General features: G+C 70.4%; 17 protein-coding genes. 9 read left to right on the top strand and 8 right to left on the bottom strand.

What is annotated here, in order from left to right; genetic code table 11:
- Positions 1 to 36: 36 nt before the first annotated feature.
- The 3 genes from FPZ12_RS03045 to FPZ12_RS03055 form a co-directional block, all read right to left on the bottom strand.
- The gene (locus FPZ12_RS03045) at positions 37 to 1,344 is read right to left on the bottom strand and encodes a ribonuclease D (protein ID WP_150980178.1); all 1,308 of its coding nucleotides are present in this window, start codon (positions 1,342 to 1,344) and stop codon (positions 37 to 39) included.
- 66 nt (positions 1,345 to 1,410) lie between these two features.
- Positions 1,411 to 2,127 carry a response regulator gene (locus tag FPZ12_RS03050; RefSeq protein WP_144748647.1) on the bottom strand — a complete coding sequence of 239 codons (717 nt, stop codon included), beginning with the start codon at positions 2,125 to 2,127 and terminating at the stop codon, positions 1,411 to 1,413.
- 463 nt (positions 2,128 to 2,590) lie between these two features.
- Positions 2,591 to 3,154: a DUF3000 domain-containing protein gene (locus FPZ12_RS03055; protein ID WP_166462548.1), complete on the bottom strand. Its 564-nt coding sequence runs from the start codon at positions 3,152 to 3,154 to the stop codon at positions 2,591 to 2,593.
- Positions 3,155 to 3,240: 86 nt separating this feature from the next.
- Here FPZ12_RS03055 and hemE point away from each other — a divergent pair, with 86 nt between their 5' ends.
- Genes hemE through FPZ12_RS03080 form a run of 5 tightly spaced genes read left to right on the top strand, consistent with a single transcriptional unit; the run spans position 3,241 to position 8,873 of the window.
- The gene (gene hemE / locus FPZ12_RS03060; RefSeq protein WP_144748648.1) at positions 3,241 to 4,320 is read left to right on the top strand and encodes a uroporphyrinogen decarboxylase; all 1,080 of its coding nucleotides are present in this window, start codon (positions 3,241 to 3,243) and stop codon (positions 4,318 to 4,320) included.
- Positions 4,317 to 5,693 carry a protoporphyrinogen oxidase gene (gene hemG / locus FPZ12_RS03065; RefSeq protein WP_144748649.1) on the top strand — a complete coding sequence of 459 codons (1,377 nt, stop codon included), beginning with the start codon at positions 4,317 to 4,319 and terminating at the stop codon, positions 5,691 to 5,693. The genes hemE and hemG overlap by 4 nt, the downstream gene beginning before the upstream one ends.
- A 19-nt stretch (positions 5,694 to 5,712) precedes the next feature.
- Positions 5,713 to 6,405: a hydrogen peroxide-dependent heme synthase gene (gene hemQ / locus FPZ12_RS03070; protein ID WP_144748650.1), complete on the top strand. Its 693-nt coding sequence runs from the start codon at positions 5,713 to 5,715 to the stop codon at positions 6,403 to 6,405.
- The gene (locus FPZ12_RS03075) at positions 6,405 to 7,742 is read left to right on the top strand and encodes a CoA transferase (protein ID WP_144748651.1); all 1,338 of its coding nucleotides are present in this window, start codon (positions 6,405 to 6,407) and stop codon (positions 7,740 to 7,742) included. Before hemQ ends, FPZ12_RS03075 begins: the two co-directional genes overlap by 1 nt.
- Positions 7,743 to 7,757: 15 nt before the next feature.
- Positions 7,758 to 8,873, top strand: coding sequence for a baeRF11 domain-containing protein (locus tag FPZ12_RS03080; RefSeq protein ID WP_144748652.1), 1,116 nt, complete (start codon positions 7,758 to 7,760; stop codon positions 8,871 to 8,873).
- Between the two features lie 4 nt (positions 8,874 to 8,877).
- On the opposite strand, the gene msrB is transcribed toward FPZ12_RS03080, so the two are convergent.
- Genes msrB through FPZ12_RS03100 form a run of 4 tightly spaced genes read right to left on the bottom strand, consistent with a single transcriptional unit; the run spans position 8,878 to position 11,924 of the window.
- Positions 8,878 to 9,300, bottom strand: coding sequence for a peptide-methionine (R)-S-oxide reductase MsrB (gene msrB / locus FPZ12_RS03085; protein ID WP_144748653.1), 423 nt, complete (start codon positions 9,298 to 9,300; stop codon positions 8,878 to 8,880).
- 10 nt (positions 9,301 to 9,310) lie between these two features.
- On the bottom strand, positions 9,311 to 9,601 hold the full coding sequence (locus FPZ12_RS03090) for a hypothetical protein (protein ID WP_144748654.1): 291 nt from the start codon (positions 9,599 to 9,601) through the stop codon (positions 9,311 to 9,313).
- 17 nt (positions 9,602 to 9,618) lie between these two features.
- Entirely contained in the window at positions 9,619 to 11,175 is a 1,557-nt protein-coding gene (locus tag FPZ12_RS03095; RefSeq protein WP_144748699.1) for a serine/threonine-protein kinase, read from the bottom strand.
- A gap of 20 nt (positions 11,176 to 11,195) precedes the next feature.
- The gene (locus tag FPZ12_RS03100; RefSeq protein WP_144748655.1) at positions 11,196 to 11,924 is read right to left on the bottom strand and encodes a TVP38/TMEM64 family protein; all 729 of its coding nucleotides are present in this window, start codon (positions 11,922 to 11,924) and stop codon (positions 11,196 to 11,198) included.
- A gap of 54 nt (positions 11,925 to 11,978) precedes the next feature.
- Here FPZ12_RS03100 and ligD point away from each other — a divergent pair, with 54 nt between their 5' ends.
- The 3 genes from ligD (at position 11,979) to FPZ12_RS03120 (ending at position 14,774) form a co-directional block, all read left to right on the top strand.
- A complete protein-coding gene (gene ligD, locus FPZ12_RS03105; protein ID WP_144748656.1) occupies positions 11,979 to 12,992 on the top strand; it encodes a non-homologous end-joining DNA ligase in 1,014 nt (337 codons plus the stop codon).
- Positions 12,993 to 13,065: 73 nt separating this feature from the next.
- Positions 13,066 to 13,734 (top strand): tyrosine-type recombinase/integrase, encoded by a 669-nt coding sequence (locus FPZ12_RS03110; protein ID WP_144748657.1) that lies wholly within the window; start codon positions 13,066 to 13,068, stop codon positions 13,732 to 13,734.
- Positions 13,735 to 14,321: 587 nt separating this feature from the next.
- Positions 14,322 to 14,774 carry an IclR family transcriptional regulator gene (locus FPZ12_RS03120; RefSeq protein WP_166462550.1) on the top strand — a complete coding sequence of 151 codons (453 nt, stop codon included), beginning with the start codon at positions 14,322 to 14,324 and terminating at the stop codon, positions 14,772 to 14,774.
- Positions 14,775 to 14,788: 14 nt separating this feature from the next.
- On the opposite strand, the gene FPZ12_RS03125 is transcribed toward FPZ12_RS03120, so the two are convergent.
- On the bottom strand, positions 14,789 to 15,163 hold the full coding sequence (locus tag FPZ12_RS03125; RefSeq protein ID WP_144748659.1) for an ArsR/SmtB family transcription factor: 375 nt from the start codon (positions 15,161 to 15,163) through the stop codon (positions 14,789 to 14,791).
- 95 nt (positions 15,164 to 15,258) lie between these two features.
- On the opposite strand from FPZ12_RS03125, the gene FPZ12_RS03130 reads away from it, so the two are divergent.
- Entirely contained in the window at positions 15,259 to 16,452 is a 1,194-nt protein-coding gene (locus FPZ12_RS03130; protein ID WP_144748660.1) for an MFS transporter, read from the top strand.
- Positions 16,453 to 16,790 lie beyond the last annotated feature (338 nt).

Consider the following 16,790-nt stretch of genomic DNA (forward strand, 5'->3'; position numbering starts at 1 on the left):
GCACCGAACCCCAAAACCCAGAGCGCGGGATGCGAGCTACTTCCCGACCGAGCCTTCCGTCGCCCCGCCGCCATCCGGCTTCCCAGCCGCACCGGCCGAGCCAGCCGCGCCCTTGTCCGGCGCCGTCGCGTGCAGGGCGGTGGAAAGAGCCTCGGCGGTGAGCTCCACCTGCCACGGTCGCGCACCGCCCGCACGCAGCGCTTCGGTGACGCCCTCGACGCTCTTGTCCTCCGGCGGCCGCCAGCAGGTGCGGCGCAAAAGGTCCGGCAGCAACAGGTTCTCCGGCGGCAGCCGGTGGTGCTCCGCGATCGCATTCAACGCCGCACGGGCGGCGGCGAGGCGGGCGGCGGCATCCGGGTCCTTGTCCGCCCAGCGGTTCGCCGGGGGCGGACCGTCGTGGTGCTGCGCCGGGTTCGGCAGCTCCTCACGCGGCAACGCCCGCGCGGCCTCCAGGTGCCGGAACCAGTTCGCCGTGTACCGCCGCTGCACGCGCCCACCGAACACCGGCAGCGCCTGCAACTCGGCGACGGTCTTCGGCTCCGACAGCACCGCATTGACGATCGCGCTGTCCGGCAGCACCCGGCTGGGCGCGCGGTCGCGTTTGCGGGCCAGCTCGTCCCGGGCCTCCCAGAGCGCCCGGACGGCGGCGAGGCCCCGCGCGGTGCGAACCTTGTGGATACCCGAAGTGCGGCGCCACGGCTCGGCGCGCGGCGCGGGCTGGGGAGCGGTGCGCACGGCTTCGAACTCCTGGCGCGCCCACTCGAGTTTGCCCTGGGCGTCGAGTTCCGCCTCGAGCTTCTCGCGGAGCTGCACGAGCAGCTCGACGTCGAGAGCGGCGTAGTTGAGCCAGTCCACGGGCAAGGGCCGTTTCGACCAGTCCGCGGCGCTGTGCCCCTTTTCCAGCGTGTACCCGAGCAGCCGCTCGACAAGCGTGCCCAAGGCGACGCGCTCATAACCGGCGAGACGGCCCGCCAGCTCGGTGTCGAACAGACTGGCCGGGGTGAGCCCCAGCTCGAACAGGCACGGCAGGTCCTGCGAGGCGGCGTGCAGCACCCACTCTTCGCCGTTGATGGCCTGCCGCAGGGGTTCGAGCTCGCCGTCCAGCGCGATCGGATCGATCAGGACCGTGCCGGCGCCTTCTCTGCGCAGTTGCACCAGGTACGCCTTGGGCCAGTACCGATAACCCGACGCGCGTTCGGTGTCGACCGCGATGGCCCCGGTGCCAGCGGCGAGCTTCTCGCTCGCGCGGGCCAGGTCCGTGGGGTCGGCTACCACTGGCGGGGTCCCGTCGGCCGGTTCCTTCAGCAGGATCGGTCCGGCGGGCTCGTGATCAGCGGCTTCCACAGCTTTCAACCCTACGGGACGGGCGGACCGCGCCTGGTTAGCCCGTCCCGCAGAGCCTCGAGCGTGTCAGCGGATGACGCCCGCGCGCATCGCCAGCGCCACCATCTGCGCCCGGTCACCGGTGCCGAGCTTGCGCCCGATCCGGGACAGATGCGACTTGACGGTGAGCGCGGAGAGGCTGAGCTCCTCGCCGATCTCCTTGTTGGACTGACCGTCCGCCACGAGCTGGAGAACCTCCACCTCGCGTGCGGACAGCTCCCGCGGCGTGTTGTCCGTGCCGGGGACCCTTGTCCCGGTGGCCAGCACCGGTGCCACGCTCGGGTCCGCGTACACGCCGCCCTCGAGCACCCGGCGCACGCCGTCCGTCACCACCATGGGCGAGGCCGACTTGAGCAGGTATGCCTGGGCGCCCGCCTGGAACGCCGAACGTACGGCGTACGGGTCGTCCGAGGATGCGAGCACCACGATCCGGGGCCAGCCGTGGTTGCGAAGTTCCGTAACCAGTTCGATGCCCGAACCGTCGGGCAACCCCAGATCGAGAATCGCCAGATCACAGGGACCGGTTGCGGTCGCCCGGGCTCTGGCTTCGGCTACCGAGGCAGCCTCGTGTACTGTGCCCGCTCCCATTTGAGCGAGTCGTGCGGCAATAGCCTCCCTCAGTAACGGGTGGTCATCGACCACCAGCACGGAAAACAGCTCTTCCCGCGGGTGCGGAACCATGCTCGCCGGCAAGGCGCCGGCTGGCGTGGATCTGACGGCCTGAGATAAGCCGACGGCAGCCACGTCACTACCTCCCTGGAGTCGGTCGTGCCCCCCGACCGGCACCGGGACTTTCGGCCAAACAGCCGCGCCAGCTCTAGACCGAAAGTGGTGTCGTCGAAGAGGCACTCTAGCCGCCCGAGAGGGTCAGCGGGGGGATCGAACGGGTATCTATCCCGATCGGGTAGTTACTAAGTGGTGTCCGTGTAGCACGAATGGGTTAATTCACGCGTAGTGGTTAACGATTCGCTCAACGAACACGATAGAGCTAGATGCCGGTACGCCGTCTGCGCGTGCATACAGTGCGTGCATCTGCTCGTTCACCAATTTAGCCCCGCGACCACCGCTCGGGGGAGGGGCTTCACCGGATCGATGTAAGCCGTTCTCCTGGCGTTCGAACGGCCGCGCTACGCCCGTCCAGGTGGCCCATCAGAGGACGCGCGTCAGCCACTGGGGGTTCAGTGCGAATTTCCGGTTTCCGGGGAGCTCAGGAACTCTGCCGGTGCCCGAACAGCGTCACGCCGACCGGCGGCAGGCCCGCGACGCTCGACATGAGCTGGATGAACGCGTCGCCGTGCGGGCCGAGGTGCTCGTCGGACGGGGTCCAGGACGCGCGCAGCTCCAGATCGTCGGTGCGGGACGGGCCGGAGATGTCACCGAATCGGGCGGATGAGGTCTCCGTCACAGTGCCGCCCAGCGCGGTCCACGAAGCGCCCGAGGTTTCCAGCGCGTCGGTCAGCCAGGACCAGCCGACGGCGGGCAGGAACGGGTCGGTGGCGAGTTCGCGGTCGATCTCCGCGCGGACGTAGATCACCATCCGCAGCACCCCGTTCCAGGCCTCCTGGCCTTCGGGGTCGTGCAGGAGGACCAGCCGCCCCGTCGCGGGAACGTCGGCGGGGCCGGTGACTTCACAGCTCAGCGCGTACGCCCAGGGGGCGAGACGCTGCGGAGCGCGCACCGTTTCCATGGTCATCTCCGGACGGGGCCGGACGGCCTGCAGTGCCGCGACTGCTTCACGGAACATCTCGGGTGCTTGCGTCATCGCGGTCACGAGCCGACTGTAAATCCGAACGCCGGCCGGAAGGCGTAGACGCGCCGAGGAAAGCCCGCGACGGCCCGCGTGGCACGATATTTACGATGGCTACTACTGCTCCGTCGCGCCGTGAAGCGGCACAGCGCGGTCTGTCGGACGCTCCCCTGCTGGTCGCCGCTCGCGGTGGCCGCCCGTCGCGGCTGCCGGTCTGGTTCATGCGGCAGGCCGGCCGCTCGCTGCCCGAGTACCGCGCGCTGCGCGAGGGCGTGCCAATGCTCAAGGCGTGCTTCGAACCGGAGCTGCTCGCCGAGATCACCCTGCAGCCCGTGCGGCGGCACGGAGTGGACGCGGCGGTGCTGTACAGCGACATCGTCGTGCCGCTCTACGCGGCCGGGATGGACATCGACCTCGTGCCCGGCACCGGCCCCGTCGTGGCCGCGCCGGTCCGCGACGCCGCCGCCATCCGCGCGCTGCCGGAGCTGCACGCCGAACAGGTCGCGGCGGTGGCCGAAGGCGTGCGCCTGCTCGTCGGGCGGCTGGACCGAACGCCGTTGATCGGTTTCGCCGGCGCGCCGTTCACGCTTGCTTCCTACCTGATCGAAGGTGGGCCGAGCCGGAACTACGAGCGCACCAAGGCGCTCATGCGCTCCGAGCCCGCGCTGTGGCACGAGCTGGCCGGCAAGCTCGCCGACATCGCGCTGACGTTCCTGCGCGCGCAGCTGGACGCTGGGGCGGACGCGGTGCAGCTGTTCGACTCCTGGGCCGGTGCGCTGTCGCTGCGCGAGTACCGCGAGTTCGTGCTGCCGCATTCGGCGAAGGTGCTGGGCGGGGTCGCCGAGTACGACGTGCCGCGGATCCACTTCGGCGTCGGCACCGGCGAACTGCTCACCGCGATGCGCGAAGCGGGCGCGGATGTCGTCGGGGTCGACTGGCGCATCCCGCTCGACGAGGCCGTGCGGCGGCTGACCGCCGACGGTGAGCCCAAGCCCGCGGTGCAGGGCAACCTGGATCCCGCGCTGCTGGGCGCTTCCTGGCCGGTGATCGAGGCCGAGGTCCGGCGGATCGCCGAGGAGGGCAGGGCCGCGGCCGGCCACATCTTCAACCTGGGCCACGGCGTGCCGCCGGGGACGGATCCCGAGGTGCTGACCCGGGTCGCCGAACTGGTGCACGAGCTCGAGCCGTGACCAGGGTCGCGGTCGTCGGCGGCGGGGTTTCCGGGGCCACCGCGGCGTACCGGCTGCGGCAGTCGCTCGGCGGTGCCGCGGAGCTCGTCGTCTTCGAGTCTTCGGCTTCACTGGGCGGAAAACTGCGCACGGTGGAGCTCGCGGGCACCCGGTACGACGTGGGCGTGGAGGCTTTTCTCGCGCGCAGGCCGGAGGCGGTCGCGCTGATCGAGGAGATCGGCCTCGACGGCGAGCTGGCCCATCCGACGGGCGCGAAGTCGACGGTGCGGGCAGGCGGGCAGAAGGTCGCGATGCCGGGCGGCACGATGATGGGCATCCCGGGTTCGGCGGACGCGGTCGCGGGCGTGCTGTCCGAGGAGGGGCGCCGCCGCGTCGCCGCCGAACCGGAATTGCCGCCCGTGCACGTGAACGGGGATGTCGCGCTGGGCGAGTTGTTGCGCGCTCGCTTCGGCGACGAGCTGGTCGACAGGCTGGTGGACCCGTTGCTGGGCGGCGTATACGCGGGCGGGGCGGACGGGCTCGGGCTGCGCGCGACGGTGCCCGCGCTGGCGTCCGCGATCGACGCGGGAGCGCCCTCGCTGACGGCCGCGGCCGCGTCGCTGCTGCCCAGCGCGCCCAGCACGAAGCCGGTGTTCGGCACGCTGACCGGCGGGATGAGCACGCTCATCGACAGGCTGATCGAGCTGGCCAAACCGGAGATCCGGCTGAACACGTTGGTGCGCGGGCTTTCCCGCACCGCCGAAGGCTGGCGGCTCGAGCTGACCGAGGGCATCGACGACGTCGACGCGGTGATCCTCGCGGTGCCCGCGCCGGCCGCGCGCCGGTTGCTGGAGCAGGCCGCGCCCGTCGCTTCGGCCGCGCTGGGCCAGGTCGAGCTGGCGTCGATGGCGGTCGTCGGCCTCGCGTTGCCGCCCGGCACGGAGCTGCCCGCGGCGTCGGGCGTGCTGATCGGGGCCGGTGAGCGGTATCCGGACGGCAAACCCTTGGCCGCCAAGGCGTTCACCTTCTCCAGCCGGAAATGGGCGCATCTGGACGATCCCGTGCTGCTGCGCGGTTCGGTCGGGCGGTTCGGCGAGCCCGGCGCCCTGCGCGCGGACGACGAGGAGCTGGTCCGGCTCGTGCGGGCGGATCTGGCCGAGCTGACCGGAGTGACCGCCGAGCCGATCGACGTGCACGTCCAGCGCTGGGGCGGCGGGCTGCCGCAGTACGGCGTCGGGCACGGCGAGCTCGTCGAGCGGGCCGAAAGCGCCGTGGCGGCGGTGCCCGGCCTGGCCATCGCGGGCGCGGCGCTGCACGGGGTCGGCGTGCCGGCCTGTATCGCGACGGCGACCGAGGCCGCGAGCCGCATCACCTCGGAGCTGCGGCGGCACTGAGTAGTGCCAAGATGGGGTCATGGCGCGCCTCAACTACTCCGAGCTGAACAACAGCATTCGTTACACCGCCTGGTCCGTGTTCCGGGTCGAGCAGGGCAAGCTCCCCGAAGACCGCGGTGCCGTCACGAGCGAGACCACCGAGTACCTCGACGCGCTCGAGGGCAAGGGTGTCGTCGTGCGCGGGGTGTACGACGTGTCGGCCCTGCGCGCCGACGCGGACTACATGATCTGGTGGCACGCCGAAGAGGTCGAGCAGGTGCAGGCCGCGTACACCGGTTTCCGGCACACGCCGCTGGGCCGCGTCTCGGTGCCGGTGTGGAGCCAGTTCGCGCTGCACCGCGAGGCGGAGTTCAACAAGAGCCACATCCCGGCGTTCCTGGCAGGTGAAGAGGCCCGCAAGTACATCTGCGTGTACCCGTTCGTCCGCTCGTACGAGTGGTACCTGCTGCCGGACGACGAGCGCCGCAAGCTGCTCGCGGAGCACGGCAAGATGGCGCGCGACTACCCGGACGTGCGGGCCAACACGGTCGCCTCGTTCGCGCTCGGCGACTACGAGTGGATCCTCGCCTTCGAGGCCGACGAGCTGCACCGGATCGTGGACCTCATGCGGCACCTGCGCGGCAGTGAGACGCGGCGGCACGTGCGCGAGGAGATCCCGTTCTACACCGGGACGAAGGTGCCCCCTGCCGAGCTGATCGCCGCCCTGCCGTAGTGCTCGGCGAACTGTGGCGGTCGCTGACCGGGGACGAACTCCGGCCGGGCGCCGCGGTCATCGAGGGCGGCGAGGCCGTGCTGCCCGGCCCGTTCCGGGTCGCGGCGGCGGCCTCGGCGAGTATCGCCGCGGCCACGCTCGCGGCCGGCGAGTTGTTGCGCCTCAACGGGATCGAGCCCGGCACGGTGTCCGTGGACACCCGGCACGCGGCGGCCGCGTTCCGCAGCGAGCAGTACGTGCGGGTGGACGGCGAAGCGCCGCCCGGCGTGTGGGGCGGGCTCTCGGGCGACTACCGCGCGGCTGACGGCTGGGTGAAGCTGCATTGCAACTACCCCAAGCACAACGCGGCGGCGCGGCGCGCGCTCGGGATCCCGGACAGCGCGGACGCCGCGGCCGAGGCCGTCGCGAAGCGGACGGCGTGGGACGTGCAGGAGGCCGTCGTCGAGGCGGGTGGCGCGGCCGCGGCTATGCGCACCCGCGACGAGTGGCTGGCCCACCCGCAGGGACAGGCGCTCGCGGACGCGCCGCTGGTGGAGTTCACGCCGATCGCGCACTCCCCGGCCCGCCCACTGTCCACTTCGGACAGGCCGCTCGGCGGAGTCCGGGTGCTGGAGCTGACGCACGTGATCGCGGGCCCGGTCGCCGGGCGGGCACTGGCCGCGCACGGCGCCGACGTGCTGCAGATCGGCGCGGCGCACCTGCCAAGGCTGCGGACGCTGGACATCGACACCGGGCTCGGCAAACGGTCCGCCTTCGTCGATCTCCGCACCGGCGAAGGCAGGGCGCGGCTGTGGCGGTTGATCGCCGAGGCGGACGTGCTGCTGCAGTCGTACCGGCCAGGAGCGTTGGCGGCGCTCGGGTTCACGCCGGAGAAGCTCGCCGAAGCACGCCCGGGGATCGTGCTCGTGGAACTCGACGCCTACGGCTGGAGCGGCCCGTGGGCACGGCGGCGGGGCTTCGACAGCCTGGTGCAGATGGCTTCCGGGATCGCGGCGGAGACGGCGGTAGACAAGCCGCGCCCGTTGCCCGCTCAGGCGCTGGACCACGCGACGGGCTGGCTCGCCGCGGCCGCGGCGATGACGGGGCTGCGCAGGCGTGCCGCCGAGGGCGGCTCCTACCGCGCCCTGCTCGCGCTGGCGAGCACGGGGCGTTGGCTGGATTCCTTGGGACGCAAGGAGAATACGACCGAGGAGCTGGACACGACCGGCCTGTTCGACGAGCTCGACAGCCCGTTCGGGCGGCTCACCCACGTCCGGGTGCCGGGGACCTTGCCCGGGGCGAACCCGTTCTGGGCACAAGGTTCACCGTTGCCGGGTGAGGACACCGCGGAATTCTGACGGTTTCCTGCGCTGATGAGCTTGCACACCGACATGCCCACGCCGGCGCAGGTCACGCGGTTGCTGACCACGCGGTCGCCGGTCGCGGTCTCGCTGTACCTGCCGACCCAGCCGGAGGGACCGGGCGACGGGGAGCGCATCGACCTGAAGAACCTCGCGGGCGAAGCGGGGGCCCAGCTGCGTGAGGGCGACGCGGGCCGGGACGAGCTGGCCTCCGTCGAGGAACAGCTGGCGGACCTCGTGGAGGACGACGAGTTCTGGCGTTTCCAGGCGCGCAGCCTGGCCGTGTTCGTGACCCCGGCGGGGCTCACGACGTTCCGGCTGCCCAACCAGCTCAGCCGCTCGGTGGAGGTCTCCGACCGGTTCCACGTCAAGCCGCTGCTTCGCGCGCTGACCTTCACCCAGGCGGCGTTCGTCCTGGAGCTGGCGCAGGGTTCGGTGCGGCTGCTGGAGGTGGTGCCCGAGCTGCGCCCGGCGGAGGTGGCCGTGCCGGGCCTGCCGACGGACGTGGCGAGCGCGGTGGGGAAGTCCTCGATCGCCGACCGCGCGCCGGTCGGGCGGTTGCAGGGGAGCGAGGGACAGAAGGTCCGGATGCGGCAGTACGCCCGCCAGGTGGACCAGGCGATCCGGCCCATCCTCGCCGGGCAGGCCGTGCCGCTGATCCTGGCCGCGGTGGAGCCGCTGGACGGGATCTTCCGTTCGGTCTGCAGCTATCCGCATCTCGCGCCGACGACGATTTCGCCCAGCGGAGGCGACACCCAGCTGATCGAGAACGCCCGGCGCGTCCTCGACGAAGTGCACGCCGGGGAGCTTCGGGAAGCGCGGGAGCTGTTCGAGCAGCGGACCTCGCAGGGCCGCACTGTCACCGACACCGCCGATGTCGCGCGGTTCGCCACGGCAGGCGCCGTCGGCACTCTGTTCGTGGACATCGACGCGACGGTTTCCGGGCTCGTGGACGAGCAGACCGGGGAGATCGAGTTCCGCGAAGGGGATTCGGTGGACTACGGCGTTTTGGACGAGATCGCCCGCCGGGTGTGGCTCACGGGCGGGCGGATACTCGCCGTCCGCCGGGAGGACGTCCCGGGCGGCGGCGAGACGGCCGCGATCCTGCGGTTCGCGCCCGGCGCTTGAGCGCTCAGTCCTTCGGGACCAGCTTCATGGCGATCGAGTTGATGCAGTAGCGCTGGTCGGTGGGCGTGGCGTAGCCCTCGCCCTCGAAGACGTGGCCGAGGTGGCTGTGGCAGTTCGCGCACAGCACCTCCTTGCGCACCATGCCGAGCGAACGGTCTTCACGGATGACGACGGCGTCGCTGTCGGCCGGGTCGAAGAAGGACGGCCACCCGCAGTGGCTCTCGAACTTGGTGTCGCTCGAGAAAAGCTCGGCCCCGCAGGCGCGGCACTCGTAGACGCCCTCGGTCTTGGTTTCGTTGTACTCGCCGGTGAACGGGCGCTCGGTGGCCGCCTTGCGGAGCACCGCGTACTCCTCGGGGGCCAGTTGCTCCCGCCACTCCTGGTCCGACTTGACCACTTTGGGCGCGGTTCCGGTGACAGGTTCCATGCGGCCGAGTTTACCGAGCGAGCCACTGGAGGGCCCGGACGATGATGTCCCACGAGGCCACCACCACGCCGAACACGATCAGGGCCGCGACCAGCGCGGCGACCCAGTACCGGAGCCCGCCGGCGCGGTTGCTGGAGTCGGCGAAGTCCTCGACCTGGCGCAGGGAGGACTCGATCGTGAAACCCGGTTCGCAGCGCTGCATGCGGTCAAGGTGCGCGGCGAACGCCCTGGCCTCGGGATCCTCCGGATCCAGCCCGGCCAGCTCCTCGTCGAAGCGAGGATTGCGCTCGCTCTCGGTCATAGGACCAAGGTAAGCCATCAGCCGATGCGCGTGTCCGCGTCTATGCGCAGGCCCGCGGCGGTCTTCACGACACGCCAGTGCGGGCGGCCGGCACCGTCGATCGAGACGTACATGTCCACCGAACCGTCGGCGTTCGCGCCGTTGTCGGCCCTGATCGACTGGTAGCCGACGATCTTGTGCTGGGCCCAGTACGCCTCGAACGCCGCCTCGTCGCCGAAGACCGCCTGCGCCGCCGGGGTGAGCAGGTTCCACGCCGTGTCGGTGCCGACGCTGTTGATGTAGCTCTGCACGGGCACGGAGGCCTCGGTGTAGCCGACCGTGCCGCCGGTGTTCGGGGTCTGGCCCAGCGCGGCGTTCGAGGCGGAGCTGGAGGCGCTGGACGGCGGGGCCGACGTCTGCTGGCCGCCGGTCGGCACGCCCTGCGCGTTGCTGCCCGTGCCGGAATCACCCGAATTGAGCGTGAAGAACAACACCAGCGCCACGATCACCACCACGGCGGCGGCCGAGCCGATGATGATGTTGCGGCGTTTGTTCGGGGCCTGCGAGCTCGCCTGCTGCTGCCCGGCGGGGCGCGCCGGCGGGATGAAAGCCGCCGTGGGCTGGCGCGGGGAGCGCTGCGGGGCCGGGGCCGCGACGTTGTTCGCCGCGGCGGAGTTGCGCGCCCACGGGGGCCGCTCGGCCGGGGGCTCGGCGGCGACTCCGGCGGGTTGGCGGCCAGGGGCGTACAGCGGGGGTGACACGCGCGTGGCGGCCTGATCCACGTCTGTCGAATCGTCCGTGGCCAGCGCGGAGAGCCTGTCCCGCGCCTCCGCCATGCTGGGTCTTTCGTCCGGCTCGACCCGCAGCAGGTGCATCAGCAGCGCGGTGGCCTTCCCGGACTGCTTGGGCGGGATGACCTGGCCGTTCGCCGCCGTGTAGAGCAGCGCGAGCTGGTTGGTCGAGTTGCCGTACGGCGGCTGGCCCTCCAGCGCGTGGTAGAGGGTGGCGCCGAGGGAGAACACGTCGGACGCGGGGGACGGGTCCGAACCGCGGGCCAGCTCGGGCGCGAGGTACGCGGGGGTGCCGCCGATCAGGCCCGTCTGGGTGAGGGTGAGGTCACCGGCCGCGCGGGAGATGCCGAAGTCGGTGATCTTCGCCGTGCCGTGCTCGTCGATGAGGATGTTCGCCGGTTTGATGTCGCGGTGCACGATGCCCGCGCGGTGCGCGGCGACCAGCGCGGCCGCCACCTGCTCGCCGATCCTGGCGACCTGGCTCAGCGGCAGCGTGCCGTGCTCGGCGATGACCGCGGAGAGGCTCTGCGACGGCAGGTACTCCATGACGAGGCACGGGTCGCCGTCCTGCTCGGCGATGTCGAACACGACGATCGCGTTGGGGTGCTGGAAGCGTGCCGCGTTCTTGGCCTCGCGCATCGCCCGTTGCCGCATGCTGCTGCGCTCGGCCTCGGAAAGCCCCGGCTGGGCGAGAATCTGCTTCACCGCCACCGCGCGTTCGAGCCGCTCGTCGACCGCGCGCCAAACGACGCCCATGGCGCCGCTGCCGATGTGCTCAACGAGGCGATAGTGCCCTGCGATCAGCTGACCGGTGTCGATGGCGACTACTCCTCGGAAACTACCTGCATTTCTTGGCCTGACGGGGCACGCACACCCTCCTCGCGCGCCGCACTGAGTGTAGCGGGCGGCCTCGTGCGGCCGTCGTAAGCTGTCCCCCTGACGACCTTGATCATTCCGAGCGCTCCCACCAGCGCGAATGCGAGGTAGCACACAAAAAGCGCGGGCGGGGTGCCGCCGGTGAGCGCGTCGCCGAGCACCACCACCGCGATCGTGCCGGGGAGACTGCCCAGCACGGTACCGGCGAGGTACGGCCACCAGCGCACGTTGAGGATCCCGCAGCAGTACCCCAAGGGGGCAAAGGGAACCACGGGGATCAGGCGCAGCGAGGTGACCGCGAGGACGCCGCCGCCGGCGAGTCGTTCGTCCACCGCGCGCACGGATTTCCGCTGCAGGTGCCGGGACATGAGATCGCGGCCCAGCAGCCGGGCGAGCCCGAAGCCGAGCGCGCCGGAGATGGCCGTCGCCACGATCGCCACGACGATGCCGACCGCGTTGCCGAGCAGGAGACCGGCCGCGAGGTTGAACACCGTGCGCGGTATGGGGGCCACTGTGAGTACCGAATATGCCGCCAGCAAAAGGAAAGCCGTGGCCGGGCCCGCGCCGGACGCCCAGTCGCGCAGCTGCGCCGGGCTCGGCACGGGCAGCAGGAAGGCCGCCGCCACGACCGCGGCGAGCAGCACGAGAGCGACGACCAGTTTGACTCGGCGGGGCACGGCTACACGGTATTGCACGCGGAAAAACAGGGGTGTGAAGGCTACGGTGAGGCTGTGCCCAAGAACGGCGAACCGATCGAACTCGAGGCAGGCGGCCGGAAAGTGCGCCTGTCCAGTCCGGACAAGGTGTACTTCCCCGAGCGGGGCATCACCAAACGGCAGGTGGCCGAGTACTACCTCGCGGTCGCGGAGCCGTTGCTGCGGGCGATCGGCGAGCGTCCGACGACGCTGAAGCGTTTCCCGGACGGGGTCGGCGGCGAATTCTTCTACGCCAAGCGCGTGCCCAAGGGCGCGCCGTCGTGGGTGGAGCCGGTGCGGATCACGTTCCCGTCCGGGCGTACCGCGGAAGAGGTGTGCCCGACCGAGCCCGCGGTGATCCTGTGGGCGGCCAATCTCGGCACGTTCGACTTCCACCCGTGGCCCGTGCGGCGCCCCGACGTCGACCATCCCGACGAGCTGCGCATCGACGTGGACCCGTCGGACGTGACGGGTTTCGACGACGCCGTGCGCGTGGCGGGCACAGTGCGCGAGGTACTCGCCGAAGCGGGGCTGACCGGGTACCCGAAGACCTCGGGCGGGCGCGGGGTGCACGTGCTGGCGCGGATCCGGCCGGAATGGGACTTCGTCGAGGTGCGGCACGCGGTGATCGCGATCGGCCGCGAGGTCGAACGGCGGATGCCGAAGCTGGCCACCATCGCGTGGTGGAAGGAAGAGCGCAACGGCCGGGTCTTCCTGGACTACAACCAGGCGGCTCGGGACCGGACGGTGGCGTCGAGCTGGTCCGTCCGCGCCACCCAGCGTGCGACGGTGTCCACGCCGCTGACCTGGGAGCAGCTGGGCGAGGTCCGGCCGGACGACTTCGATGTGCTCACCGTGCCCGGCTGGCTGGCCGAGCACGGCGACCCGCACGCGGACCTGGATGCCGAGGCTTTCGGGCTGGAGACCGCGCTGGAGTGGTACGCGCGGGACGAGCGGGACCGGGGCCTGGGGGAAATGCCGTATCCGCCGGATTATCCCAAGATGCCGGGCGAACCGAAGCGCGTGCAGCCGAGCAAGGCGCGCGACTGACCTGCGGAAAAGGGGGCTCGGAGCTCGATTCGGCGGTTCGCACAGCGCTTACTCCCCGGATAACTTCGATCTTATGACCGAAGCATTGGCCGACCTCGCGAATTCGTTCGCCCGCTACCTCCGTGCCGAAGGACGCGCGGATCGCACAGTCAAACTGCACACCCAGGCTCCGCGCTTCTTCGCGAGATGGCTCGCGGAAGGTCAGCATGAGCCTGACCTCGACGCGCTGACCCGTGACAACCTCGTCGGCTGGTTCAACCATCTGCGAGACCGGGGACAGAAGCCCGGCACCGTCCGGATTCGCCACGCCGGGATGCTCCGGTTCATCGGCTGGCTCATTGACGAGGACGAACTCGACAGCAATCCCATGGTCGGCATCCGCAAACCCGGCCTTCCGGACACACCCGTCCCGGTGCTGTCCGATGCCGAATTGACCGCGCTGCTGAAAGCGTGCAAAGGCCGAGGGTTCAAGGAACGCCGCGATGAAGCGATCATCCGGCTGTTGCTCGACTGCGGCGTTCGGGTGTCCGAGCTTTGCGGGCTGACGATCGATCGGGAAATCGAAGGCAGGACCATCCCGGGGACTGTCCATCTCGAAAGCGGTTCAGCCCTGGTGACGGGCAAGCGCGGTAAGCAGCGTGCCGTATATTTTCGGTGCGCGCACCGAACGAGCGCTCGATCGCTACCTGCGGGTCCGACGGACGCACCGCCTCGCCGCCCACGCCTCGTGGGCACGCTGTGAAGACCGAGCCGCACGGACGGTCCCCGCCCACGACGGCCTCGACCGTCGCATCGCGGCTGACTTCGGCATCCCTTCAGATTTGCCGCATGCCGAGTACTCCCGCCGCCTTGTGAGCGCGCGGAAGGCTTGGTTCGGTCGCCTGGCCTTGCGGTCGGCCGCCGTTCGACGGCGGACCGCTCGTGCCTCGCGGCGAATCGAGGACGCTGATGTCGAGGCAATCGAGAAGTTGTCTGGTCACGACTTGACGTGAAGGCTTCACAGGTAGCCCCGGCGATGCTCCTTGTTGCCGCGAGGGCAGGGCCTGCTCCTCGCGCTGTTGCTTCCCCGGGGCCCTGGCGGAGCCCAGCACGGCGGGAACGGCCCCCCAATAAACATACGGCGCTCGATCCGGTCCGATCGCAGATCGCCCAGCGGCAGTTCCGGTCCGGTGGTGCCCGTCGAAAACTGCCTTTGTGACAGCGGTCAAACCTGGCCTGAGAGATTGTCCCCGTGGCTTGGACACCACGGTCGTGGGTCGTCCCGTGCGGCGGGTGGTGTTCGCACACGCGAACATGTCACCGAAAGCACTCGTTCGATGACTGCTGTCCGTGGTCATCCAGCTCGGCGGCGGACGTCCACTGCACGGCTCGGCCGTCGGCAAGCTCATCGCCGCCTACAACCCCGACCTCGAAGCCCGCGCGCTCGGCGCCTCCCGCCTGGAACAGTTCACCGCCTTCACCCTGACCAACCGCGACCAGTTGCGCGTCGAATACGCCGCCATCCGCGACCAGGCCTACAGCATCAGCGACGGCGAAAGCGTCGAGGGCATCATCGGGCTGGCCACTCCCGTCATCGACGCCAGCGGCACCGTCATCGCCGCCGTGCACATCTGTGCGCCACGCGGTCGGCTGGCACCCGACCGCCGCCCCATGGTGCTGACCCAGATGTTGCAGACCGGCGTGCAGATCTCGCGCCAGCTCGGCGCCCCCGACGACACGCTCCCGGACACCACTCTGGACACGGTCATCGCCTCGGAAGAACGACGGGCCTCCGCGTCGTGAGACAACGCTTGCGATCAATCCCCACCGGATGCGGGCTCCCAGGCGGCGACGAGGTCCAGCAGACCAGGGAAGCGCGCGTCGAGGTCCTCGGCGCGCACGCGGCTGCGCCGCTCCAGCCCGTACTGCCGCTGCCGCAGGATGCCCGCCTCCCGCAGCGCCTTGAAATGGTGGGTCAGCGACGACTTCGGCCGGTCCAGCCCGAACCAGCCGCACGGATGGTCGTACGCCTCGCGTTCCAGTAGCAGTTTGCGCACGATCGTCAGCCGCAAGGGGTCACTCAGCGCACTCAGCACGACCTCCAGCCGCAGGTCCTCACGCGCCGGCTCGGGCAGGGGCGGCGGCAGTTCGGCGGGCGGGAGATCCAGGTCGGTCACCGGTGACGTGCGCATGCCCACATTCAACCACTCCAGTACGACTTTAGTCGAACTAATGCTATGTTCGAGTCTGCTCGTACTAGTTCGACTTGATTCGTACTGGAGGATAGATGGTCGCCGTATCCGACGCCGCGCCGCCTCGCGCCGGCAATCCGTGGCTCGCCGCATGGCCGGTCACAGCGGTGTTCGTGCTGTCGAACGCGCCCACCCCGCTGTATGTGCTGTGGCAGCACCGGCTGGGCTTCTCCGCCGGAACGCTCACGGTGATCTTCGCCGCCTACATCGCCGGACTGCTCGCCGCGCTGCTGGTCGCGGGCCGCGCCTCCGACCGGGTCGGCCGCAAACCCGTCGTCCTGCCCGGAGTACTGCTCGCGCTGGTCGCGTGCGCACTGTTCGCCACCGCCACCTCCGTACTCGCGCTGGGCATCGCACGGCTGCTCGCCGGGATCGCGGTCGGCATCACGGTCTCGGCAGGTATGGCGGCCGTCGTCGACGTCGGCGGACCCGAACGCGCGCGCACCGCCACGCTCGCCGCGTCCACCGCCATGGTCTTCGGCGCAGGGCTCGGACCGCTGCTCGCCGGAGTGCTGTCGGAAACCCTGCCCGGGCCCACGGTGACGATCTTCGTGCTTTCGGCGGCAGTGCTGCTCAGCGCGGCCCTCGTGGTCGCTCGACAGCCGCTCCAGCGCCCGGCTGAACGCGGCACAGGTGGCTGGGTGCGCGTACCCGCCGTGCCCCGCGCGCAACGCCGGCCCGTCTGGCTGGGCATCGCGGTTTTCGCGCCGGGCATCACGTCCACTTCGTTCGTGCTCTCGCTCGGCCCGGCACTGCTCGCCGACGTGCTCGGCACCAGCAACCGGCTGCTCGCCGGGGCGACCGCGTTCGTCATGTTCGGCGCCGCCACCGCCGTCCAGTTCGCCGCGCGGCGCCTCGGGGTCCGCGCCATTCTGCTCACCGGCGCGGTCGCGGCGCTCGCCTGCATGGCCGCACTCCTCGTCGCCGTGCACGCACGCTGGATCCTGGCGATCGTCGTCACCGCTGTACTCGCCGGCGCGGCACAAGGGCTCGGTCAACTCGGCGGGCTCACCATGATCAGCACCCACGTGCCCGAACAGCGGCGCGCCGAAGCCAACGCTCTGCTCAACTTCGGCGGCTACATCCCCGCCGCGCTACTGCCCGTCGGCACCGGCTACCTCAGTGACGCCCTGGGATTCGCGACCGGATCGACCATCTTCGCTGCCGCTATCGTTGTCGCATCCCTTGCGGCTGGCGGGCTCGTCTGGCGCCACACGCGCACGACATGAGCACACCATCATCGCCCAATCGCCGCGACAGCACCAATCGCTAATTGCCCGTCGCAAGAAATGTCACGAGCCTGAGACTGATCTTGACGAAATTACGGTGAGACAACCGGAAAACTCGCAAGTCAATGAAGATCGACATGTCACGCGTGGTGAGACCCTGCAGGGCGGTTGTTCGAGCGGGCGCTTACGACCTGCATCAATCGCCAATGAGCTCGTCGTCTCTGGGGATGCTGCGCGCAGTAGCGGGCTGCCCTCGCCGCCGCTGCCGTAGTGCACAGCGTGAGGGGCTGGTCAGTGCCAGTGCGGCAACTTGACAATTATACGGCGCATGCGTCCAA

The sequence above is a fragment of the Amycolatopsis acidicola genome, assembly GCF_007713735.2.
Lineage (GTDB): Bacteria > Actinomycetota > Actinomycetes > Mycobacteriales > Pseudonocardiaceae > Amycolatopsis_E > Amycolatopsis_E acidicola.

Bases quoted from the DNA above. Each gene is read 5' to 3' on its own strand.
- FPZ12_RS03090 (WP_144748654.1), bottom strand. From the start codon at position 9,601: ATGACCGAGAGCGAGCGCAATCCTCGCTTCGACGAGGAGCTGGCCGGG.
- hemE (WP_144748648.1), top strand. From the start codon at position 3,241: ATGGCTACTACTGCTCCGTCGCGCCGTGAAGCGGCACAGCGCGGTCTG.
- FPZ12_RS03110 (WP_144748657.1), top strand. From the start codon at position 13,066: ATGACCGAAGCATTGGCCGACCTCGCGAATTCGTTCGCCCGCTACCTC.
- hemQ (WP_144748650.1), top strand. From the start codon at position 5,713: ATGGCGCGCCTCAACTACTCCGAGCTGAACAACAGCATTCGTTACACC.
- msrB (WP_144748653.1), bottom strand. From the start codon at position 9,300: ATGGAACCTGTCACCGGAACCGCGCCCAAAGTGGTCAAGTCGGACCAG.
- FPZ12_RS03125 (WP_144748659.1), bottom strand. From the start codon at position 15,163: ATGCGCACGTCACCGGTGACCGACCTGGATCTCCCGCCCGCCGAACTG.
- FPZ12_RS03130 (WP_144748660.1), top strand. From the start codon at position 15,259: ATGGTCGCCGTATCCGACGCCGCGCCGCCTCGCGCCGGCAATCCGTGG.
- FPZ12_RS03080 (WP_144748652.1), top strand. From the start codon at position 7,758: ATGAGCTTGCACACCGACATGCCCACGCCGGCGCAGGTCACGCGGTTG.